Raw genomic sequence first — 20,958 nt, forward strand, 5'->3', positions numbered from 1 at the left:
ACTGCTGTCATTCCAGTCTGGAATCTAGTCTTTACTGGGGAGAAGAAACTCTCCTTCTACAGTGTATCCGTTTAGGGGAGGTATCTGTTCAGATGCATGGCTAATGTACAAATATTGAAACAAAAATTCCAGTGCTCCCTTTCTTGTCATCCCAGTGCCCAGACACTGGGATCCAGAAAACTTAACTTTAAATAAGTGGCTGCATAATAAACTACACATTAAACCTAAAGTGCATTATATCACCATCTTGCACGATGTAATCTCTGCCTTCAAAGCGAATTTTTCCTGCGTCTTTGCAAGCTGATTCACTTCCATACTTTATGTAGTCTGCAAAGCTTATTGTCTCTGCTTTTATAAAGCCTTTCTCAAAATCAGTGTGGATTACACCTGCTGCTTTATCGGCTGTTGACCCTATTTTTACTGGCCATGCCCGTGCTTCTTTGGGGCCCACAGTAAAGAAAGTTATCATACTCAGCACTTCATACATAATACGCGCTACTCCATCAAGGCCTGATTCTTGTAAGCCAAATTCTGATAAAAAACTCTGTTTTTCCTCTTCACTATCAAGATTTGCAATATCTGCTTCGAGTTTTGCTGAAATGCAATAAAATTTGCTTTTATTTTCCTCCGCCATCCTCTCTACCTTTTTAGATAATTCATTGCCAGTTATAACATTTGTATCTTCAACATTGCAAACGTACATAACGGGCTTTGTTGTCAGCAATTGAAGCAACTTCATCTCATCTTCATTGATATTCTCCAAACTTCTTGCAGGTTTACCTAATTTTAAAGTAGCTAATACCTCTTGCATTAATTCAAGTTGTCTCTTTAGCTCTTTATCACCTTGCTTTGCTTTCTTTTCCAATTGAGGAAGCCTTTTTTCTATGCTATCAATATCAGCTAGGATTAATTCCATTTCTACCACTTCAGCATCTGATATTGGATCTATTTTACTGTGTATATGGCTGATATCGTCATCCGTAAAGCACCTGAGCAGATGAACGATGGCATCAACTTCTCTGATATGGCTTAAAAATTTATTGCCAAGCCCTTCGCCTTTGCTCGCACCCTTTACCAGACCTGCAATATCTACAACTTCTAATTGGTTGTAGATTACCTTCTCTGAGCCTGCAATTGCTGCGATTTGTTTCAAACGTTGATCTTTTATCGAAATCTTGCCTATATTTGGCTCGATTGTGCAAAAAGGATAATTTGCAGCTTCGGCTGCACTTGACTCTGTAAGCGCATTAAATAAGGTTGATTTTCCTATGTTTGGTAACCCAACTATACCGCAGTTAAAACTCATATTTGCTATGTAAAATTATAACTATTGCATAATTTAAAAATTTCTGCTATACTTAATTAGTCGCTTATTGATAATTTTGTTGGTATAGTAATATATAGCTTAAATTAAGGTAAAACTATGACTACAGCTAAGAAACGGAAACTACCAAGTGACTTTCATGATGTTGAGGTTGGAATAAAAAGGCCCAGGATCTCAGGGCAAGAAATAACTCTTTTAAATAGTAACCCTTACCCTGACAATTTCTATGTAGGACAAGCAATTGGTAATGGAAGCTGTTTTTTTGACTCGTTCAGGCAAAGTCTAGAACAACAGACAGGAGAGCAAGTTACTGCCGAAAAATTAAGAAATGATTGTAGGGAATTTGCACAAAAGAATCCACCAAAGTGGTTTACAGATGCAATTGCCAATGGTTATGATAACAATGGCCAGCACCGTAGTGAAACTGTAGATGATTATACAGCAGACATTATGCGTAACAGTAGGTGGGGTGATCCTGACGTTGAAGGCAGAATACTTTGTGAAAAGTATAAGGTAAAGCTACATGTTATAGAGAACCAGACTGTTGATAACCAAGATCTGTCTTTGCATGAATTAATAGACAATTCAGGTTCAAAAAGTGCAGGTGAATACAATAAAGTTGATTATGATGATAGTAGTATTGTGCATATAATAAACAAAGGCGGATTGCATTTCGAACCATTGCTTGATAGAAATAAAAGTTTAGCAAAACAACTGCAAGAGGAAACCAAACTTAAACAAGAGCAAGAACAAGAAGATTTCCTATTAGCAAAAAAACTGCAGCTAGACGAGATCTTAGAGTATTGTAACCTTTCAAAGGATATCTCTGAGAGAGCAGAGGTTGAAAAGGGATTTGATAAGTTATTGGCAGAAAATGCTGATGGAAAAATTGGTGATGTTGTAGGGCAGTGCGTTAGTGATATAAAGCAGCGCATAGAGCGCTCTGAGAAGCAAAACCCTTCAAGCTCACCAAGATGTAGTATGGAGGAATCAAGAACAGAAAAAACATTTCATCAACAACAAATATCACAATTGGAAGTGTAAAATAAATCTTCATAGCTCTGTATATTTTTATATAGGGCTTTTGCAAGCATTTCATATAATATGAACTTGCAGTACGTACTAACCTAAATGCAAGTTGACCATGAGACTAGTTTAATTATTGATGCCATAGAGGAATTTGGCGGTGAGGCTAGGCTTGTCGGCGGATGTGTGAGAGACTCAATTTTGCAGCGTGATGTTCACGACATCGATTTAGCTACTAATTTGCTTCCCAATCAAACGATTAAAGCGCTAAAACTCCGTAATATAAAAACTATTCCAACTGGCTTAAAACATGGAACTATCACTGCGGTTCTAAATCAAAGATCTTTTGAGATCACAACACTAAGGCATGATGTGAAATGTGATGGTAGGCATGCAAAAGTAGAATTTACCAATAATTGGCAAGCGGATGCTTCAAGGCGCGACTTTACATTTAATGCTCTGTATGCAGATAAGCATGGCCATATATATGACTACTTTGGTGGTATAGAGGACTTAAAAGCGCGAAGGTTAAACTTTATAGGCAACGCTGAAGATAGAATTAAAGAAGACTATCTACGTATTTTAAGAGCATTTCGTTTTCATGCAAAAATATGTGTCGGAGATTTGAGTGATGAAATACTAAACGTATGCAAAAAGCATTCGCATATGATTCAAAACCTCTCTGGAGAGAGAATAAGAGATGAAATACTTAAATTGCTGGAGTGCAATGATCCTTTTCCAACACTTAAGAGCATGCAAGAATCTGATGTTTTGCAAAAGATTATCCCAAAAGAAGTAAAATGCGAAATTCTGTCTTCGCCACTTCTTTTGGGCACTGATGCACTAGTAAAATTAGCGTTACTCCTTAGGACTACTAAAAAAAATGACAGGCTAAGTCTTGGAGAATATGTAAGCAAATTTTTACGTCTTTCGAACAAGCAAAAGAAAAAGCTGCTATTTTTACTATCCAACGATATCAAAACAGAACTCTCAGAAAAAGAGCAAAAAAAATACATATCTTTATTTGGTAGAGAATTATATTGTGATTTAGTGAAAATTTGTGGTGTTGAGTCTGGAGAAAATGTTGATGAATACATTTCATTTGCTAACACATTCAATATTCCAAAATTTCCTTTATCTGGCGATGATTTAATAAGTATAGGTCACCAGCCAGGAAAAAGTTTAGGTAGAAACTTGGAATTGCTAAAACAACATTGGGAAGATAGCTCCTACACTTTAACAAAAGAGGAGCTGGTGCTTTATGCTAAGAGCCTATTCTAACTGCTTTCTGACTGTTCAATGAATGTATGCTTGCAATATTAGGGGAACTCATAGAGGAATTAGGTATATGTTCTTTTTTAGCTTTTTCTGTTAATTGATATTCGTTTACTCCTCCTTGAGTTTGATTACACATTCCCTGATCTGGAGATAAAAATTTATCTCTTATGCTTAATGCCAGTTGTAACTCTTGAATCTTATTTGAAAAACATTTCATTTTAGCCTCTGTTAATTTTCCTGTAACAATTTCTTTAAGCAATTCTCCTGAGTCGTTATTATTATTATTCTTGCTATTAAAGCTGTGCAAGATAGAGTCTACAATCTTATTTACCCCTTCTTGTTTGTTAAATTCTAATTTTTTTACGCATTTTCTAACAGAAGGTGACAACTTGGCTTTTAACGTGTCATCTCGTAGTTCTTTACCCATATTTTTTCCAATGTTACAATGTTCGTTGACAACTTCTTTAACCTTAGCTTCTATGATCTCCCTTGCGGATTGTTTCAAATTATTCTCCAATAATTCAAGCAGCTCACTGCTTTTAAATTTACCATGATTTTGATTTGATAGAAATTTTATGGTTTTATTATGTACGTTATGACAAAAGTGTTTCTTTTCAAATTCAGGAAAATTTTCTTTCAACTCTTTATTTTTATCAGACAAAAAGTTATTGAGATTCTTATTCTTCAAGTTCAAGATTTTTGAAAACTTTGATTGAGTTGATTTCATAGAACCAGTAGTTGATTTTGCAGTAGATACTGTACTCACTGCATCTGGCGCTTTAGTTTTTGTTTGTTCTTGTGATTTTTTAGTTTTTTCATCAATATCTTCTAATCTTTTATCAACATCCTTTAACTTTTCTTCCAACTTTTGTTGTTCTTGATTATTTAACAGTTGTTGTTGCATTATTTTTAATTGTTCTTTCATGCTTTCTTTTTCTCCCTGTAGTTTCTTAATATCAGCTTTCAATTGATCTTCTACTTGCTTCTGTTCTTTTTGTAACTGCTTAATTAAACTATTTTTCCTGACTTCTCCCACCCTTTCTAAAAGCTCGTTTATTTTATTGGTAAATTCTGCTCTGAGTTCAGTTAATTCTCTTCCCTGGCACCCTATCATCTCAGATTTTGCCTTCAACTTTACTAAAAACTCTTTCTCTTGTTTATCTGTAACTTCTACCAATTCTCTATAATCCTTTTTAAGTCTTTCAATTATAGATCGCAATTCTCTATTTTCCTCTTTTAACGAGCTATTTTTTGATTGTAAGTCCGCTTTAAGCCTTATGATTATAGATCGCAATTCTTCAATTTTCACTTCCAATAAGCCATTTTCTGATTGTAAGTCTGCAATCTGCTGTGCTTGATCACTATTTTTATCCGTTGTTTCGACGTATTCGGTCTGCATTGCTATATCGTGAAATGTTACTTTATTAGTTTGAACCTCTCCATCCTTACTTATTACTTCACTTTGGCTCTCTTTCTCTACAACTTCAAGTTTTAAGTCAACTTGAACACTTCCATCTATTGTCTTAAAAGCATCAGTTTGAACTTCATTGTTTGCAGTAGTTTTATCGTAGTACAAAATATTTTCTGCCCATCTGTTCCATCTCTTGGGCAATATTCGTCCAATCGTTTTTAGATATAACCAAGCAAATACAGTAGACCAGCTGTATTTTTTTTCCTTATTATTAATATTTAGCATAAAATTACCTTATTTTTTAACTTTAATTTACAGAAAATTTTAATAGCAATAAAGTTATATATATTAGTATAAATGTTAAACAAATACTAACGCAGGTGTCAAATTATGGTAAAGTCTTTGCCCGCCTAATACACTTTAAGCAGAAATGTACATGTCTGCAAGTACAGCATTTGCTTTTTCTATCGCTCTTGCTAACACTTCCTGTTCATTGTTCTGATTTTTCACATTGATTACCTGAGCAGCTAAGTTTGCAGGAAAAGTGACCAAACTGACTTCCCATAATTCCACTTGTTTTAACACTCTAGCTCCGCTTTTATGATCAACATCATACTCTATAGGTATATAGCCGATGGAAAGTCCGTTAATTGCCCCAGTTTTGAGCATCAAATACACTTCTTCTGCTTTCTGAATACCCAAAAGTAAATGTGCGGTTATATACAGGCCAACATCATTTTCATAAATATCTATGATGCTACCTATAGGTTCGTCAGGATTATGCTGCCAAAGGAGTTTTATTTTATTTCTGTTTAAATTTTCCTTAAATGCCCCAGGCAATATCAGATCATTTTGTTTATCAACTATGTTAAAAACGCTCGCATAACCAGAAAATACACCGTTTTCTCCTATACTTTTTATTGACAATGGTGAATAGAGAAATTTCTTATTCATAAGGCCTCCTGTAGGTTATAGTATTGGGAATTCTGTTTGCACAATGCACTGCAATGTCAAATCTATTATATGCAGTTCTCTAAAAAGGGGAAGTATTTTTTTTAGTTACAAAATAATAAAGAGACTATGAAAGCAATAAAGATCCCAGCGTCACGCGCTGGGATGAAAGTAGGGGGAAGGGTAGCTGGCTGTATGTTATGCTATGAATGTAATCTATTATTTCTCATAACTGGCTCGATGGTAACATTTTCCAGTCTTGTAGAAGGACGATCAGCATTTCGGCCTAACTCTTCTAATCTAGGATTTCTCATGACTGGTTCGATGGTAACATTTTCCAGTCTTGTAGAAGGACGACCTGAGATTGTTGCGAGCAACTCTTGTTGTAATTCTTTTATACTCATAATTAGCTCCTATTAAAGTTTAAATGTTGCTACTACATGATGTTATAGTTTTAATCAAGATAATTCTCTATAATTAAATTTTTTGAATGAAGAGATGACGATTCGCGTAGGAATTAATGGTCTTGGTAGAATAGGCAGAGGCGTATTGCGTGCTATTTATGAAATAGAAAAGTATAGTGAGCAAATAGAAGTTGTAGCTGTAAATGGATCGCTCAGTGCAAAGCAGCATGCACATTTGATTAAATATGATTCTATTCATGGCAAATTCAGTGGTGATATTGATTTTAATGAGTCTCAAAATTGGATTTCTATAAATGGCAAAAAGTTTTCTTTATATAGAGAACGGAGCCCTGAAAATATTCCTTGGAATGTTGATGTAATACTTGAATGTACTGGTGTATTCAACAAACGTGAAGAAGCAATAAGGCACAATGCAGAGAAAGTAATTGTCTCTGCTCCAGTTCCGGATGCTGATGTCACTATAGTTTATGGTGTGAATAACGATATGCTCGAAAAAGAGCATAAAGTGATATCAGCAGGTTCTTGCACTACAAATTGCCTTGCTCCGATTGTGAAAGTCCTACACTCCAGTTTAGGTATAAAAAGCGGTTTTATGACTACTATACATGCCTACACGAATGATCAAAATGTTCTTGATGGTAATCATAAAGATTTGCGTAGAGCAAGGGCTTGCGGATTATCTATGGTGCCAACTACAACCGGGGCAGCAAAAACAATTGGTTCTATAATTCCTGAATTAAAGGGAAAGCTAGATGGCACTGCCGTCAGAGTTCCGGTTAGCAATGTTTCTATGGTTGATTTTAAATTTACAACTGATAAGAAAGCGACCGTTGAAGAAATCAATGAAATATTTAAGGATGCAGCTCTCTCCTCTACGTCATTCCAGCGCGTGACGCTGGAATCTAATTTCTGGATCCCAGTGTCAGCTACTCGGATGACATCAGAGGGTACTAGGATGACAGAGGGTTATCCAATGTCAAATGTACTTTCTATATGCGAGGAACCTTTAGTCTCAATAGATTTTGTGCATAACCCTTATAGTGCAATTGTGGATTTAACTGGTACATATGTTACAGGTGATATATGCAGGGTTGCAGCGTGGTATGACAATGAGTGGGCTTTTTCGCTGAGAATGTTAGACATAGCATTATTGAGCTATAGTAAAGTATGAACTGGAACTCAAACAAATACGCCTCATTTTATGAGCACTTTGCGGAACTCAGAAAAAGAGTTATCTTTTGCTTTCTATTTTTTTGCGTTGCTTTTGGTTTTTGTTATTACTTTAAGGAAAATATATACCGTTTTTTACTCGCACCTTTAATAGAAGCAACAAAAGGTAGCGAAGGTTTTTCTTTAATTTACACAGACTTAACAGAGGCATTTTTTGTGTATCTCCAAGTTGCAATAATGAGCGCACTTTTGCTCTCTTTTCCTGTGTTTGCATGGCAATTCTATATGTTCTTAGCACCTGGGTTATATAAAAGTGAAAGGGCAGTGTTGTTGCCATACTTAATTGCAACACCGGTTTTATTTGTAACGGGAGCTACTGTAGTCTATTACTATATATTTCCTTTAGCCTGGAAGTTTTTTATCAACTTCGAACACAGTGGTAAATCCTTCGATATACCGATAGAGTTTATGCCATCAGTTAGTGAATATTTAGACCTTGTTCTCCAATTTATGTTTGCATTTGGCACTGCATTTCAAATTCCAGTCATACTCACATTGATGGTGAGAGTTGGGTTACTGACTACACAAAGTTTGTCAAATAAACGCAGAATCGCGATAGTAGTAATTTTTATTATCGCTGCAATCTTAACTCCACCTGATGTATTAAGCCAAGTAGGGCTTGCAATACCAATGCTGATTCTATATGAATTGTCCATTCTGATATGTAGGTATATTGAAAAAAAGAAGACAAAGATTTAAACAAAGGAATCCCTCTTATCTCCTTTATATCACATTTTTAACTTACAACATTCTTATTCAGGACTTAAATATGGAAATGTTTTATAAATTGATTGTAATACTTTGTTAAGTTCAGCCTTACTTTTGATGATCAATAATACTGTATCATCACCTGCTATAGTTCCTATAATTCCTATGTTTTTGCTATTATTTAATGAATAAATAACATACTTCTGATCTAGAAAGTAAGCTAGGCTGCTAGCTTGTCCTGGTTGAGTGTGTAGTACTATTAAACCAAAATCCGAAATTTGCATCTTAAGTATTAATGGTAATCGATATTGGTTGATGTCAATTACTTTATACATACCAGCAACTTTGGCAATTTTAAGTTCTTTCAATTTTCTTGATAAAGTAGCCTGAGAAATGTTATACCCTCTTTTTTTGAGTAAGGTCTGTAAATCGCTCTGTTCTAAAATTTCATGATTTTGAATAATATTTAAAATATGTTCACCTAGTGTGTTGTCATGCATTATGCATTTTCCTCATATTGAATATGTAATAAGTATATTTGAAATTATATTCATTATTTCTTGACTATTCAATTTTTAATGTCTATATTCACAAGATGAATAAAATATGAATATAAATCAGTAATATGAAAAAATACATTTTAAATGCTATTATAGCGATAAGTATTCTATTAACAGGATGCAAGGAAGATAAACACGATAATATCATTAGATTTGCAATTTCTGCAGATTATCCACCTTTTGAATATTATGAAAATGGTAAATTTACTGGCTTTGACATTGAGCTTGCTCAATTAGTAGCAAAAGAGTTAGGTAAAGAAGCGATATTTAAAGATATGCAGTTTAGTACTATATTTGCAGCATTGCAAAGTAATTCTGTAGATGCTGCTATATCTACTATTGGTAGCACAGAAGAGCGTGAAAAAAATTTTGATTTTTCAAATAGTTATTATACAGGGGAATTTGGTATTCTATATCACAAAAATAAACCCATAGCCGGTATAAACAATTTAACTCACAAGAAGATAGCCGTTCAACTAGGAACTGTCAAAGAGCATGTTCCTACAACAGCTCAAATTATTGCTATAGACAATAATAATCAAGCTGTAGAAACATTAAAGTCTGGTCATGTTGATGGCGTCCTAATTGATGAATTTCAAGGTAAAGTATTTAGCAAAAAAAATCCTGGTCTATCATGGTCAGCCATCGCTAAGTCAGATAATGGTTATTCTATTGCTGTGAATAAAGGATCTGATTTAAAGGATAAAATAAACGAGGCGTTAAAAAGTTTAGAAAGTAAAGGTGTAATACAAAAGATAGCAGAAAAATGGCTAGGAGATAACTGATGCAAGAATTAATTTCTAATTTCTTGTTTGTTGGAACAGGCCTTGCCTTTACTTTAAAATTATTGATTGGAGGACTGCTTTTAGGTGTGAGTCTAGGGGGATTATTGTCAGTACTCAGATATAATAAGATCTGTATTCCATTAATTAATGGAATTATATCTGTAATACGTGGCACCCCCCTTATATTACAGTTAAGTGTTGTTTATTTTATGACTCCAACCATTGCAGGAATTAAATTAAACATATTTAGTGCTGGCATTATAGCATTTGGTCTAAATAGCTGTGCTTATATTGCTGAGATTTTACGAGCTGGTATTGAAACTATATCAAAAAACCAGTTTGAAGCAGCTAAAACTTTACAAATACCTAGTTTCTATATGTGGAGAGATATTATATTACCACAAGTTATTAAAAATATTCTTCCTGCAATGATAAATGAGATCATTGCACTCCTTAAAGAAACGGCATTAATCTCTACTATTGGTGGTGTTGATATTATGCGCTCTGCGCAAATGCTTGCAGCAGAACAATTTACTTATTTTATACCACTTTGTCTTGCTGGGGCTTATTATTACGCTCTTGTATTACTAATTGAATATATAGGCAAAAAGATTGAACAGAAAGGTATATATGATAAAAATGCATAATATTTGTAAATTATTTAATAATATTCCAGTACTTAATAATATTAACCTGATTATAGAACAATCTATAGAACAATCTATAGTTGGTCTTGCTGGTCCTTCTGGTAGTGGTAAATCAACATTGTTACGTTGTATACAAAAACTCGAAGTTTTAGATTCTGGTAGCATTGAATGCAATGATAGTACTGGTTTTGTATTTCAGGATTTTCAACTTTTCCCACATATGACTGTCTGGGAAAATCTTACATATGCTCCCAAACTTAAAAACAAAACTCAGGATCAAAGTGATTCACTACTTGAGTCTTTGGGTATTGCCTCTAAAAAAAATGATTACCCTAGTAATCTATCCGGTGGGCAAAAACAGCGGGTTGCGCTTGCCAGAAGCTTAATGATGAATCCAAGGATTCTATTATGCGATGAGCCAACGTCTGGTTTAGATGTAGCAACAATAGTCGACGTTGTGGAACTACTACAATCAGTTAGAGATATGGGTATTACTATGATTATCGCTTCTCACAATTTGGATTTTTTAACAAAAATATCAGATCGGATTATTCTGTTAAAAAACGGAAAAATAATTGTAGATATCAATCCTAAAGAAATTGATGAACCAACAAACTATTTAAAAAGTAATTATTAAGAGAATCACTCATATCATAGAAAATTACATAATATACATTATGGAAAATAAATTACATAATATAAGAAGCAACGCTAAAAATAAAATCAGATAATATAGCAAACTATAGCTAACCCAAGAAAGGTTTTCCTACGTCATACCGCCGCGATATCTCAGCATAGATTCCGCTAACAAGTAGCGGAATGACGAATTTTTGTTTTTCAAACTGTCGGTAAATCTAAGTCAGTTTAGCTATATGTGTCAAGCACTGGGATGACACCCTCCTGATGGGCCAAAATCACAATGTTCGTACAGTTATGGAATGAATCGCGGTATGACGTGTTGCTTTGATCAGCTATAAAGATGATGCTGCGGAAGTTTTTAGTACTTGCTCGCAACTTTCAACAATTTAATAGCACTGGTGTTTACAACCTCTCCGCCGACACGCTTAGTGACAAAAAACCTCACATAAGGTTTATTCGTATAAGGGTCTCTTAATATTCTCATTCCTCTGTTATCTACAATCTTATAAGCTTGTTTGAAATCTGCCATCGCAATTACTGGTAGCTGATTGTTTGGCGCTGGTGGCATATCGGCAGACTGGTATACTGGCACTCCCATTAAAGTATCTGGAGCTTCAAGCGACAGACTTGGCTGCCAGAGATACTGACCTGTTTGAGATTTTAGCAGCCTGATATCCTTCAACGTACTCCTGTTCATCAAAAATGACGCATTTTTGGAATAATATTCGTCCAGAGAGTAATACAACATCATTATTGAATCACTATCTAATTTTTCAGTTTTAACTTGCTCTATTTTATTATAACTGTTTCCATTTTCATAAGCTAAAATTCCTTTTGGTTGAAAAGTGCCCTCACCCTTAATGAAGGCTTCGCTTTCTTCCTTACTAAAAGTCTCGGCAATCTTTTCCACCAGCCAACTCTCAACATCGACAAACGCATCATCGAGTAACTTTTGTGATATTTGTGGTTGAGCATATAACTCGTAAGTTGTGACGGAAATCTTTTGGATTTTGGGCGTGTCCGTATCTTTTGTAAAATCATACTTAGACTTATTGCCACCGTCCTCATCATCTACTGTTTCACTGCTCCAACCTGCACCGGCGCGGTCAAAATCTTCTATAATGTAATCCAATGTTTCAGTAGAGATTCTTTGACTGGAGCATATTTGTCGCATTGGGGACGAATCAGTTACGCGCTTGTTTATGCGTTTTACAATATGCGGAGTAACTAGATACCCTCCGATATCACTGTCATCTCCACTGAGGGTTTTGTGTGATAAACCGCTTTCCATTCCCTTGCGGATATAATCAGAAAAATATTTATCGCTTGTGCTAAAATCTGTATTTACTTCTGGACGTTGAGCTGCAGTTTCGATCAAGTCTAAACGCTCTTTGCAGCTATCAATGGCATTATTTACCTTGCATAGCTGCTCAATTGTTGCAGAATCAGCACGCCCTTTGCTTTCAATTTCTTTTAGTTTGCGATCATTTATTAATTTAAATTGCTCCCATGATGAAGCGAGTTCATTGATACGGTGAGCGATATCGGTAAGTGACATAATAGCCTCCTTTGAAAATGAAATAAAAATGGAAATAAGGTAATAGGAATGGCATCCATAGATGTTTCCCACAGTTGTACGAATATTGCAATATGGTACATAGTAAACGATGTCATTCCAGTGCTCCCTTTCTTGTCATCCCAGTGCTTGACACTGGGATCCAGCTTCTATGCAACTTAATTAAAAACGTTTGTTTTAGCATAAGACAACTACCTTTAGCTCATCAGCTCAGTTATAAGCAAAATTTCTGGATTCCAGTGTCAAGCACTGGAATGACATCATCTGTTGTGCAATTTACCTTTAAAAATGAATGTTCGTACAGTTATGTGCTTGGCACTGAAATGGCATCGTTTTTTATCTGTTGAAAATGTAAATTGGAAAATAGCGTGGCACTTTGTGCCACACTTAGTACTGTAAGCTTAATCCAGTAATTAAATTAAGCGGGCAAAATAAAAGATAACAACACTATATAATGTTCGTTTTTTTATGTCAAGCACTTTTTTTATCTGCTTCAAACTTTTTTTTATCTGCTTCAATTAGATAAGGGATTTCAATATTAATTCTGCACTACTTGCAGTTTTTGTAATGGGCCTGCCAATGACGATATAATCAGCTCCTGAATTTATTGCTTCTCTTGGTGTTGCTGTTCTTTTTTGGTCGTCATGACCTGGATCTATACGAATTCCTGGAGTAATAATTTTAAAGTCTTCACCGCATTCTCGGCGCACTTCCTTAGCTTCCAATGCAGAACAGACTATTCCATAGAGTCCAATCTTTTTTGCAAGCTTTGCAAGTAAAGTTACCTGTGATTTTACCTCTCTTGCTACTCCAAGCTCGTTTAAATCCTCATTGCTCATACTAGTTAGCACTGTCACTCCGATCAGCTTTATTTTTGTGCCTTGCACTACACTTAGCGCTTCTTCAAGCATTTTTGTTCCACCGCTGATGTGCAGAGTTAACATTTCAACGTTCAGAACTTTTATTACTTCAACTGTTTTAGCTACAGTGTTTGGAATGTCATGCAATTTCAGATCTAAAAAAATTGGTACATTGCATTTTGCAACTTCTTGCACTCCAGAAAGACCTTGAGCAGCAAAAAATTCTAATCCCAGCTTTACCATGCCAACTTTACCACGCAGAGCATTAGCTAGAGAAATAGCCTTATTTAAGTCTTGTGTATCCAGTGCACATATTATTGGGTTCATTATCTTGCATGATTTATTTTATAATAAGACTAATTGTTGTATTGTCAAGTTCTACATTCCGAAATTGACTGCGTTTACGACGTTCTGTCCACGGTAAATCTGGCAATTTGATCGGAGTGGATGAGCGACTGACAAATAATGATTCATATCCAAGATCTTCCAGCGAAGAAGAAGGCGTTTCGTCTGGCAAAAGCCGTGCAATTTCTCCTTGTAACGCAGACTTTAATATTTGAATCGTATCTAATATTGCTTTTCCATCATTATTTCTTATTGGTTCTTCTATATTGTCTGTTACGCATCTTATCAACAGTTGCGCAAAATTCACTTGTTTTTCTTTCTCTTTCAAAAAATCTTCTATTTGACTGTCTCGTTCTAAAAGTGAATTTCTTAAACTTTTTACTTCATTATTACAATCTTTTCTTATCCCATCTAACTCAAAAGATTGATTTTTAATTAAACCATTTGCTTCATCTAACTCTTCAAATTTCTCTTGTAATTCTTTAGATAAATTTTTCTTTTCTTTGTTGACCTCTTTAATTTTACATTGTAGCTTATCTAAGTTTGCATGCAGCCTTTCTTGTTCTTCACGTAATTCCTCTACTTCTTTAGAAAGTTTATTTTTTTCCTTATTCAATGCCTCTACTTTTTCACTAAGTTCATGTTTTTTCTCACGTAGTGCCTTTTGTACTTCACGTAACGTTTCTATTCTATCATTCAACCCCTTATTCTCTAGCTCTAAATGTTTATTATCATCCACTTCCATCTTCAGCTTTGCAATAAATCTACTTCTTTCTTCCAACTGTTTCTTCAAACATGAGATTTCAAGTTTTAATTTCTCTTCCTGCTCATTAAGCTTACCTATTTCCTTTCTTGTTTTGTCCAATTCATTGTCTATTTCAAACGTACGATTCTTTGCTGTTTCTAATTTTTTCTCTAAAGATTTTTTTTCTTCAAGAAGAGATTCTCTCTCAACTTCTGACTCATTTACTTTCTGATTCAATTTTTTTGCTCTCTTGTCTAAATTTTGCTTTTCTCGAGTTAATTCATGTTTTAATTTTTCCACTTCTTTGTTTGCAGCTTTTTCAGCTTCCTTTCCTAGAGTTATTTTATTTTCTAACTCTTGCTCTTTTTGAGCGAATTTATTTCTCTCAACCTCTATTTTTTTATTATTACTAATTATTTTATACGAAAGTGCAAGCACAAAAACAGATAATGTAGCTAAAGCAAGAATTAGAGGAAGAGGCACATTAGAAGTTACAATAAGCGCTAAAGATGTAAGTAACGTAAGAGTAGCTAAGGAACTAGCTACAAAATAAAATGCATTAGCCTCACTAAGCAAATTGCTCATTACTCCCCTCCCCCCCACGTTCAGCAGTCTTGTATATATTTATTAAAATTCTCTTATCTGTGGAGGTCCCTGCACTTACACCGTTAGATGTGATAGAAATTATTTGTTATATCTTTAAAAGGCGATAAATGAGAGCTGTTGATATTTGTATCAAGACTTTCGTGATTTAGTTGCCCTGAATTTTCTTTATTCTCATCCTCATCTTCCTTTTTAGGAGATAGAGATTTTCTAAGATATCTTCTTGGTGTGGATGTGTAAGGAGAAGGTGGTTTTGGTTTCAAGAATTGTTCATTAGCAGACTCATTTTCACCTATTCCTTCAAGTTCTGATAAATGTTTACTACTTATATCTAGTTGATTATTTATACCTAACTCTTCATATATAGGTTGCATAAATTTATTAACTGCTTCTTGTATATGGTCTGTATCTTGCATGTATTGTTGTTCTTCTGAACCAGAAAGTCCTTGCTCTACTCTTTCTTTCACTACATTGAGTACAGAGATTTCTTTGTCCTTTAAACGTTCTTCCGCTTGTTTTTTGAATTTATCCATATCTGTCTTGTGATTATTTTTCATTTCTTCTAATTCAAAATGAAAGTCTTCTCTTTCTTGTTCTAACTCTTGCTTCTTTTTAGCAAGTGTTTGCTGTGCACCATTCAGTTGCTCGTTCAACGACTTGATTTTCTTATATAACTCTTCAATTTTGCCTTCTAAATCTTGCTTTTCCTGAGTTAACCCACTTAATTGATTGTTCAATCCCTTCACTTCTCTGCCTACATTTTCTTTAGCTTTTTTTTCTTGAGCTATTTTACTTTCTAACCCTTGTACCTTGCTCTCAAATTGTTGTTTTACGTTAGCCAGCTCTTCAATTTTCTGGTTCAATTCTTGTTGTGTTGTAACTTGCTGTTCCTGCAACTGCTTTTTTACTGCTTCATCCTTGTATTCTAGATTTTTCTTTTCCTGAGCTAACTTCCTTTCTGATTGTTCTGCTTTCTCCGTTTCTGTTTTTAACTCTGCTTCCAATCGCTCTTTCTCATCATTTGACTTCTTTACTTTACTCTCTAAATCTTGCTTTTCTCGAGTTAATTTATTTGATTGATTATTTAACTCCTCCACTTCTTTGCTTGCATCTTCTTTAGCTTTTTCTCCCAGAGCTATTTTACTTTCTAACTCTTGTACCTTACTCTCTGATTGTTGTTTTACGCTTTCTAACTCTTGCTCTTTTTCAGCAAATTTATTTTTCTCAACCTCTATTTTCTTATTATTACTAATTATTTTACATGAAAGTGCAAGCACCAAAATAGAAAGTATAGACAAACTAAAAGCAATAGGAAGAGCTACATTAAAGGCTGCAACTGAAGACAAGAACTTAACATAAGGGGCAACAGCAAGTGTCCCAGACGCAAGCAATACCAAAGTAGCAAGAGCACCAGCTATAAGATATGGTGGATTGGTTTTACTATACAAATCCCTCATTATTCCCTCATACTAATAATGATTACAATAGCATGGATATTAAAGGAAGTAAAGCTATAAAAATCAGTATAAGTCTATATTCACTATGTATTTTCCGTCTTCAGTTTCAAGCTCAGACTGCATCCACTCTATCGTTTCCGCATTGCAAACTGCCTGCAAATCATTCTGTGCGGATTGATTCAATTTATCCTCTCGTAGATCTGCTTTTATCATCAACTTTTTTATCAGATGCTTAACTGATACATTATTATCTGCCTTTATCTTTCTGATAATGTTTAATATCTGAATAACATTATCTCCCATTTCCTCTGAATATTTATCGTAGATAAGTTCTTCTTTGCTCGGCCAATTACTTTGATTGTGTACAGAATTATAACTATACAACTGGTGGTATATCTCTTCTGTAATGTAAGGCAAGAAAGGTGCAAATAACCGCAAAATAATATTCAGTACATACGCCAAGCTTTGTTTTGCACTTAAACTGCTTCCGTACGCACGTTTTTTTACTAACTCCAAGTAACTATCACAAAAATCCTTCCAAAAAAATTCCTCTATTACGCCCAAAGCTTCGCAGTATTCAAATTGTAATAGGTTGTTCGTTGCTCTTTCTATAACTTTGTATAACTTAGACAATATCCACTTATCCATTGTCTCGTGAGCAGAATTTATGCTCATCACTTGATGCTTTTCCATGAACATGGAAACGAACTTGCTAGCGTTCCAAAGTTTTGTAACGAGGCGCTTGCCAATTTTGAATGTATTTTCAGAGTAGACTGTATCAACTCCAAGCCTTGAGTTCGCTGCCCAATAGCGCACTACATCAGCTCCATAAGTTTCAAGTATTACATGAGGAGTGATGATGTTACCTTTTGATTTACTCATCTTTTTCTTATCATCGGCTAAACACCAACCGCTGATCATAATGTTTTTCCAAGGTAAAGAATTTGCATGATAATGTGCCTTTAAAATAGTATAAAAAGCCCAAGTTCTTATTATCTCATGGCTCTGGCTGCGCAGATCTGCAGGAAATATCGTATCATAGCGATGATTTGGTAAGCTAAACTCACTGTTTACTGCCAGTGCACTCAGTTGAGGAGTAATTGAACTTGTGGCCCAGGTATCCATTACATCTTGATCTGGGATAACCTCTTCTTTGCTATACCCTTTTGGCAAATCTTTCAATGGATCTATAGGCAGGTCCTTTACTTCAGCTAGAATAATTTTACCTTCTTCTCCCTTACGTTTGGAATACCATGCTGGAAATGGCACACCAAAATAGCGCTGCCTTGAAATGCACCAGTCCCAATTTAGCCCTTCTATCCACACTTCCATACGTTTACGCATATTGCTTGGGTGCCAATTGCATTCTTTTACTTTATCTAATACTTGAGCTTTTTGCTCTAAGGTCTTGATAAACCATTGATAAGTAGGCAATATCTCAAGTGGTGCACCAGATCTTTCTGCGCACTTAACAGAATGAGAAATGCTAGTGCTTTCTATCAAAAGTCCTTTTTTAGTTAGGATTTCGATCATCCTCTTTCTTGCTGCTGTAACTTTCAATCCATTTATTTCATTTAGTATATCGTCTGTCATCCGAGTAGCTGACACTGGGATCCATTCTTCTTTCTGATCACACCCACCCTCCTTTGTCATCTGAGTAGCCCTTTCTCCTGTCATCCCAGTGCCTCTTTCTCCTGTCATCCCAGTAGCCCCTATGGTGTCATTCCAGTGCCCAGACACTGGGATCCATTCTTCTTTTTTCTGACCATACGCTGACATGATATCTTCCTCTTTCATCGCTGGCATTGGCTCTTTTTCCTGGATTCCAGTGTCAAGCACTGGAATGACATCATCTAGGTCCATCCTTCCATCCTGATCGATGATAATTTTCATCGGTAGATTATGCTTTTGCTGCCAATATATGTCGAGTTCATCACCGAATGTACAACACATAACAAGCCCGGTGCCTTTATCTATTTTAACCTTATCATCTGCTATTATTGGAACTTTCTCCTCTGTTATTGGCACTACCGCTGTTTTTCCGATCAGATGAGTGTAGCGCGTATCCTCTGGATGACAAAAAACTGCAACGCATGCTGGAAGTAGTTCAGGTCGCGTAGTTGCAATATTGATCTGCTCATTTTCTTGAGTAGAGAAAACTATCGTGTTTAAGGATGACTCAAAAACTTTATCTTCTATTTCTGCTTGCGCAATTGCTGTTTTATCAACCGGGTCCCAAAGCATGGGCTGCATTTTTCTATATGCATACCCTTTATTATATAGATCAATAAACGACATCTGTGAAAGCGTCACAGTTTCCTTGCTGATCGTGTGATATTCCAAATCCCAGTCATAACTAATGCCGACCGATTTAAATAGTTCCTTGAATTCTTGCTTTGATTTTTCAATAACCTCATGGCACATCTCTATAAATTTTTCCCTGCCAACTTCTTTTGCGCGGGTTTTATAGGTTTGCTCAACCAATCTTTCAGTGGGAAGCCCATTATCATCAAACCCAATTGGGTAAAACACATCTTTTCCCAGCATGCGCTGAAACCTTGCAATAAAGTCCGTGTGGCAATAGCTAAATATATGGCCAATATGCAATTTACCCGATATTGTCGGTGGAGGTGTGTCTATAGTGAAAGTGTTATCCTTTTCACCATTCCACCTGTAAACTTTACTGCCTTCCCACAATATGTTGCATTTGTCTTCAATTTCTTTAAAGCCGTATTTTTCTTTTAACATAAATATTTCTCAATTTTAAACTTTAAGCTAGCAACGTCATACCGCCGCGGTATCTCTAGATCCCGCTAACAAGCAGCGGAATGACGATGGTCGGTAAACCTAAATTACTTTAGCTATAGCACAATTAAGTAAATACGGCAATTTTACGCCAAAATTTTTTGTTTACGAACATAAATTTTCTATGCTATGATAAAAATATTACTTGACCTTAGGTTCTAAGGGTATTATGTAATGTTAATTATATATTTGAGGTTTAATATGTTGAACTCAAATGAAAATCAAAATTCTTCAACTGAAGTACTTGCTGCACAAACTGAAGGTACGGCAACTGAGGCAACCACAGCAGTGTTGGATGATAGCACAGGATAAGAAACATCAGAAAATGAAGATGATCGAAGAGTTGGTTTTAGTAGTAGCACGTCATCAAGTAAAGATCTTGTTAATGAGCAAGAAGGTGTTACTGAGTCAAAAAAAGGAAAAGGAAAAAGATCAGCAAGTGAAAGACTACAACGGAGTAAGCAGCAGTTAAAAGAGAAAGACGAGGAAATAATAGCATTAAAAGCTCAACAAAATACACAAGAAGTTGCGAACTTACAGCAACAGTTACAAGCTAAAGACGAGGAAATAACAGCATTAAAAGCTCAACAAAATACACAAGAAGTTACAGACTTAAAGCAACAATTAGCAGATAAAGAGAAAGAAATAGCACAACTAAAACAACAACAGCCAAATGCTGAAGTTGACAAACTGAAGGCAGACTTAACAGCTAAAGAGAAAGAAGTTGACAAGCTAAAGAAGGAAAATAAAGAATTAGAAGCTGAAAACAAAAAAATTCAACAACTAAAACAAGGCAATGGAGCACGGTACACTGCTACTGTTGGTATGGGTCTTGCTGCTGGACTGATAGCATTTACTGCACTTGAACGTACAGTGAGATTAGATATTTGGGTAATGGTTGGTATAGCAGTAGCATCTGCACTCGTAGCCGGTGGTATTACATATGCAGTATTACCTAGTACTCAAGTAGATGGGGCAAAAGCACAAGAAGTAAATGAGAATGGGAAAAAGAAGTAACAAGGGTTAAGCCGAAATGTACGTGTCAAGTAAAACACTTGACGCGAACTTCAGTTTTTATATTCCTTCATTAGCATAATATAATTTTGTGCTGATTGTGTAATATGTTTAATTTCTTCATTCGACATCTTTTTGAAGAACTTTGCTGGCCTGCCAGACCATATTTCCCCACTTTTTATCACTTTTCCGTGTGTTACCAGTGAGCCAGCAGCTACCATAGCTTCAGACTCCACAACTGCATGGTCCATCACGGTAGAGCCCATACCAATAAACGCTTTATCATGCACCGTGCATGCGTGCAACATACAAAAATGTCCCACTGTTACCATACTGCCAATAATTGTGTCACCACCTGGGTTTCTATCCACATGAATTACCGTTCCATCTTGAATATTTGTTCCATTACCTATTTTTATTGATCCAACGTCCCCTCTGACCACACAATTAAACCAGATGCTTGCATCTCTTCCTATTTCAACCTTACCTATGATATGCGAACCACCTGCGATGAAAGCACTTTCGTCTATTTTTGGTTCATAATTTTTGTATTTTAAAATGTGATACAT

General features: G+C 35.3%; 23 protein-coding genes. 12 read left to right on the forward strand and 11 right to left on the reverse strand.

Translation table 11 applies throughout. The features are described 5' to 3' along the window. Nucleotides 1-24: 24 nt before the first annotated feature. Together AAGD93_RS07665 and ychF are read right to left on the reverse strand one after the other, a co-directional pair. Nucleotides 25-219: a hypothetical protein gene (locus tag AAGD93_RS07665; RefSeq protein ID WP_410529701.1), complete on the reverse strand. Its 195-nt coding sequence runs from the start codon at nucleotides 217-219 to the stop codon at nucleotides 25-27. Then, entirely contained in the window at nucleotides 212-1,306 is a 1,095-nt protein-coding gene (gene ychF, locus AAGD93_RS03775; RefSeq protein ID WP_010962597.1) for a redox-regulated ATPase YchF, read from the reverse strand. The genes AAGD93_RS07665 and ychF overlap by 8 nt, the downstream gene beginning before the upstream one ends. 117 nt (nucleotides 1,307-1,423) lie before the next feature. Between ychF and AAGD93_RS03780 the strand changes: the two genes are divergently transcribed. Both AAGD93_RS03780 and AAGD93_RS03785 read left to right on the forward strand, forming a co-directional pair. Continuing rightward, nucleotides 1,424-2,368, forward strand: a complete 945-nt coding sequence (locus AAGD93_RS03780) for a hypothetical protein (protein WP_341819061.1) — start codon at nucleotides 1,424-1,426, stop codon at nucleotides 2,366-2,368. Between the two features lie 87 nt (nucleotides 2,369-2,455). Then, nucleotides 2,456-3,631, forward strand: a complete 1,176-nt coding sequence (locus tag AAGD93_RS03785; RefSeq protein WP_213862916.1) for a CCA tRNA nucleotidyltransferase — start codon at nucleotides 2,456-2,458, stop codon at nucleotides 3,629-3,631. Here AAGD93_RS03785 and AAGD93_RS03790 read toward each other — a convergent pair. Further along, nucleotides 3,615-5,324 (reverse strand): hypothetical protein, encoded by a 1,710-nt coding sequence (locus AAGD93_RS03790; protein ID WP_341819062.1) that lies wholly within the window; start codon nucleotides 5,322-5,324, stop codon nucleotides 3,615-3,617. The two genes, AAGD93_RS03785 and AAGD93_RS03790, sit on opposite strands and share 17 nt — an antisense overlap. 135 nt (nucleotides 5,325-5,459) lie before the next feature. After that, entirely contained in the window at nucleotides 5,460-5,993 is a 534-nt protein-coding gene (locus AAGD93_RS03795; RefSeq protein WP_006280514.1) for an HK97 family phage prohead protease, read from the reverse strand. 126 nt (nucleotides 5,994-6,119) lie between these two features. On the opposite strand from AAGD93_RS03795, the gene AAGD93_RS03800 reads away from it, so the two are divergent. The 3 genes from AAGD93_RS03800 (at nucleotide 6,120) to tatC (ending at nucleotide 8,344) form a co-directional block, all read left to right on the forward strand. Beyond that, complete coding sequence (locus AAGD93_RS03800) at nucleotides 6,120-6,410, forward strand: hypothetical protein (protein ID WP_341819064.1); 291 nt, start codon at nucleotides 6,120-6,122, stop codon at nucleotides 6,408-6,410. Nucleotides 6,411-6,488: 78 nt separating this feature from the next. Next, nucleotides 6,489-7,586 (forward strand): type I glyceraldehyde-3-phosphate dehydrogenase, encoded by a 1,098-nt coding sequence (locus tag AAGD93_RS03805; RefSeq protein ID WP_341819066.1) that lies wholly within the window; start codon nucleotides 6,489-6,491, stop codon nucleotides 7,584-7,586. Next, nucleotides 7,583-8,344: a twin-arginine translocase subunit TatC gene (gene tatC / locus AAGD93_RS03810; protein ID WP_341819067.1), complete on the forward strand. Its 762-nt coding sequence runs from the start codon at nucleotides 7,583-7,585 to the stop codon at nucleotides 8,342-8,344. Before AAGD93_RS03805 ends, tatC begins: the two co-directional genes overlap by 4 nt. Before the next feature lie 53 nt (nucleotides 8,345-8,397). Here tatC and AAGD93_RS03815 read toward each other — a convergent pair whose 3' ends face one another. After that, nucleotides 8,398-8,853: an ArgR family transcriptional regulator gene (locus AAGD93_RS03815; RefSeq protein ID WP_341819069.1), complete on the reverse strand. Its 456-nt coding sequence runs from the start codon at nucleotides 8,851-8,853 to the stop codon at nucleotides 8,398-8,400. A gap of 125 nt (nucleotides 8,854-8,978) precedes the next feature. On the opposite strand from AAGD93_RS03815, the gene AAGD93_RS03820 reads away from it, so the two are divergent. The 3 genes from AAGD93_RS03820 to AAGD93_RS03830 are packed head-to-tail and all read left to right on the forward strand — an operon-like array spanning nucleotide 8,979 to nucleotide 10,982. Continuing rightward, nucleotides 8,979-9,698 (forward strand): ABC transporter substrate-binding protein, encoded by a 720-nt coding sequence (locus AAGD93_RS03820; protein WP_341819070.1) that lies wholly within the window; start codon nucleotides 8,979-8,981, stop codon nucleotides 9,696-9,698. Continuing rightward, nucleotides 9,698-10,345 carry an amino acid ABC transporter permease gene (locus AAGD93_RS03825; RefSeq protein ID WP_022626279.1) on the forward strand — a complete coding sequence of 216 codons (648 nt, stop codon included), beginning with the start codon at nucleotides 9,698-9,700 and terminating at the stop codon, nucleotides 10,343-10,345. Before AAGD93_RS03820 ends, AAGD93_RS03825 begins: the two co-directional genes overlap by 1 nt. Further along, a complete protein-coding gene (locus AAGD93_RS03830) occupies nucleotides 10,329-10,982 on the forward strand; it encodes an amino acid ABC transporter ATP-binding protein (protein ID WP_341819071.1) in 654 nt (217 codons plus the stop codon). Before AAGD93_RS03825 ends, AAGD93_RS03830 begins: the two co-directional genes overlap by 17 nt. Before the next feature lie 360 nt (nucleotides 10,983-11,342). Here the strand turns inward: AAGD93_RS03830 and AAGD93_RS03835 are convergent, their stop codons facing one another. Beyond that, complete coding sequence (locus AAGD93_RS03835; protein ID WP_341819072.1) at nucleotides 11,343-12,542, reverse strand: phage major capsid protein; 1,200 nt, start codon at nucleotides 12,540-12,542, stop codon at nucleotides 11,343-11,345. Between the two features lie 92 nt (nucleotides 12,543-12,634). Between AAGD93_RS03835 and AAGD93_RS03840 the strand changes: the two genes are divergently transcribed. Next, nucleotides 12,635-12,907, forward strand: a complete 273-nt coding sequence (locus AAGD93_RS03840; protein WP_341819073.1) for a hypothetical protein — start codon at nucleotides 12,635-12,637, stop codon at nucleotides 12,905-12,907. A 171-nt stretch (nucleotides 12,908-13,078) separates the two neighbouring features. Here AAGD93_RS03840 and pyrF read toward each other — a convergent pair whose 3' ends face one another. From pyrF to AAGD93_RS03860, 4 genes are all read right to left on the reverse strand, one after another. Next, a complete protein-coding gene (gene pyrF / locus AAGD93_RS03845; RefSeq protein WP_341819074.1) occupies nucleotides 13,079-13,747 on the reverse strand; it encodes an orotidine-5'-phosphate decarboxylase in 669 nt (222 codons plus the stop codon). Nucleotides 13,748-13,760: 13 nt separating this feature from the next. Further along, entirely contained in the window at nucleotides 13,761-15,095 is a 1,335-nt protein-coding gene (locus tag AAGD93_RS03850; protein WP_341819075.1) for a hypothetical protein, read from the reverse strand. A gap of 83 nt (nucleotides 15,096-15,178) precedes the next feature. Continuing rightward, entirely contained in the window at nucleotides 15,179-16,570 is a 1,392-nt protein-coding gene (locus tag AAGD93_RS03855; protein ID WP_341819076.1) for a hypothetical protein, read from the reverse strand. Nucleotides 16,571-16,633: 63 nt separating this feature from the next. After that, complete coding sequence (locus tag AAGD93_RS03860) at nucleotides 16,634-19,318, reverse strand: valine--tRNA ligase (RefSeq protein ID WP_341819077.1); 2,685 nt, start codon at nucleotides 19,316-19,318, stop codon at nucleotides 16,634-16,636. A 231-nt stretch (nucleotides 19,319-19,549) separates the two neighbouring features. On the opposite strand from AAGD93_RS03860, the gene AAGD93_RS03865 reads away from it, so the two are divergent. From AAGD93_RS03865 to AAGD93_RS03875, 3 genes are all read left to right on the forward strand, one after another. Continuing rightward, nucleotides 19,550-19,687 carry a hypothetical protein gene (locus tag AAGD93_RS03865; RefSeq protein ID WP_341819079.1) on the forward strand — a complete coding sequence of 46 codons (138 nt, stop codon included), beginning with the start codon at nucleotides 19,550-19,552 and terminating at the stop codon, nucleotides 19,685-19,687. Further along, entirely contained in the window at nucleotides 19,671-19,847 is a 177-nt protein-coding gene (locus AAGD93_RS03870) for a hypothetical protein (RefSeq protein WP_341819080.1), read from the forward strand. The genes AAGD93_RS03865 and AAGD93_RS03870 overlap by 17 nt, the downstream gene beginning before the upstream one ends. 353 nt (nucleotides 19,848-20,200) lie before the next feature. Beyond that, nucleotides 20,201-20,392 (forward strand): hypothetical protein, encoded by a 192-nt coding sequence (locus tag AAGD93_RS03875; RefSeq protein ID WP_341819082.1) that lies wholly within the window; start codon nucleotides 20,201-20,203, stop codon nucleotides 20,390-20,392. Between the two features lie 50 nt (nucleotides 20,393-20,442). Here AAGD93_RS03875 and AAGD93_RS03880 read toward each other — a convergent pair whose 3' ends face one another. After that, nucleotides 20,443-20,958, reverse strand: a complete 516-nt coding sequence (locus AAGD93_RS03880) for a gamma carbonic anhydrase family protein (protein WP_341819083.1) — start codon at nucleotides 20,956-20,958, stop codon at nucleotides 20,443-20,445.

The sequence above is a fragment of the Wolbachia endosymbiont (group A) of Brachyopa scutellaris genome (assembly GCF_964026995.1).
GTDB lineage: Bacteria > Pseudomonadota > Alphaproteobacteria > Rickettsiales > Anaplasmataceae > Wolbachia > Wolbachia pipientis.

Excerpts from the sequence above, each read along its gene's own strand:
- AAGD93_RS07665 (WP_410529701.1), bottom strand. The coding sequence starts at position 219 with ATGTGTAGTTTATTATGCAGCCACTTATTTAAAGTTAAGTTTTCTGGA.
- ychF (WP_010962597.1), bottom strand. The coding sequence starts at position 1,306 with ATGAGTTTTAACTGCGGTATAGTTGGGTTACCAAACATAGGAAAATCA.
- AAGD93_RS03780 (WP_341819061.1), top strand. The coding sequence starts at position 1,424 with ATGACTACAGCTAAGAAACGGAAACTACCAAGTGACTTTCATGATGTT.
- AAGD93_RS03785 (WP_213862916.1), top strand. The coding sequence starts at position 2,456 with ATGCAAGTTGACCATGAGACTAGTTTAATTATTGATGCCATAGAGGAA.
- AAGD93_RS03790 (WP_341819062.1), bottom strand. The coding sequence starts at position 5,324 with ATGCTAAATATTAATAATAAGGAAAAAAAATACAGCTGGTCTACTGTA.
- AAGD93_RS03795 (WP_006280514.1), bottom strand. The coding sequence starts at position 5,993 with ATGAATAAGAAATTTCTCTATTCACCATTGTCAATAAAAAGTATAGGA.
- AAGD93_RS03800 (WP_341819064.1), top strand. The coding sequence starts at position 6,120 with ATGAAAGCAATAAAGATCCCAGCGTCACGCGCTGGGATGAAAGTAGGG.
- AAGD93_RS03805 (WP_341819066.1), top strand. The coding sequence starts at position 6,489 with ATGACGATTCGCGTAGGAATTAATGGTCTTGGTAGAATAGGCAGAGGC.
- tatC (WP_341819067.1), top strand. The coding sequence starts at position 7,583 with ATGAACTGGAACTCAAACAAATACGCCTCATTTTATGAGCACTTTGCG.
- AAGD93_RS03815 (WP_341819069.1), bottom strand. The coding sequence starts at position 8,853 with ATGCATGACAACACACTAGGTGAACATATTTTAAATATTATTCAAAAT.
- AAGD93_RS03820 (WP_341819070.1), top strand. The coding sequence starts at position 8,979 with ATGAAAAAATACATTTTAAATGCTATTATAGCGATAAGTATTCTATTA.
- AAGD93_RS03825 (WP_022626279.1), top strand. The coding sequence starts at position 9,698 with ATGCAAGAATTAATTTCTAATTTCTTGTTTGTTGGAACAGGCCTTGCC.
- AAGD93_RS03830 (WP_341819071.1), top strand. The coding sequence starts at position 10,329 with ATGATAAAAATGCATAATATTTGTAAATTATTTAATAATATTCCAGTA.
- AAGD93_RS03835 (WP_341819072.1), bottom strand. The coding sequence starts at position 12,542 with ATGTCACTTACCGATATCGCTCACCGTATCAATGAACTCGCTTCATCA.
- AAGD93_RS03840 (WP_341819073.1), top strand. The coding sequence starts at position 12,635 with ATGGTACATAGTAAACGATGTCATTCCAGTGCTCCCTTTCTTGTCATC.
- pyrF (WP_341819074.1), bottom strand. The coding sequence starts at position 13,747 with ATGAACCCAATAATATGTGCACTGGATACACAAGACTTAAATAAGGCT.
- AAGD93_RS03850 (WP_341819075.1), bottom strand. The coding sequence starts at position 15,095 with ATGAGCAATTTGCTTAGTGAGGCTAATGCATTTTATTTTGTAGCTAGT.
- AAGD93_RS03855 (WP_341819076.1), bottom strand. The coding sequence starts at position 16,570 with ATGAGGGATTTGTATAGTAAAACCAATCCACCATATCTTATAGCTGGT.
- AAGD93_RS03860 (WP_341819077.1), bottom strand. The coding sequence starts at position 19,318 with ATGTTAAAAGAAAAATACGGCTTTAAAGAAATTGAAGACAAATGCAAC.
- AAGD93_RS03865 (WP_341819079.1), top strand. The coding sequence starts at position 19,550 with ATGTTAATTATATATTTGAGGTTTAATATGTTGAACTCAAATGAAAAT.
- AAGD93_RS03870 (WP_341819080.1), top strand. The coding sequence starts at position 19,671 with ATGATAGCACAGGATAAGAAACATCAGAAAATGAAGATGATCGAAGAG.
- AAGD93_RS03875 (WP_341819082.1), top strand. The coding sequence starts at position 20,201 with ATGGGTCTTGCTGCTGGACTGATAGCATTTACTGCACTTGAACGTACA.
- AAGD93_RS03880 (WP_341819083.1), bottom strand. The coding sequence starts at position 20,958 with ATGTATCACATTTTAAAATACAAAAATTATGAACCAAAAATAGACGAA.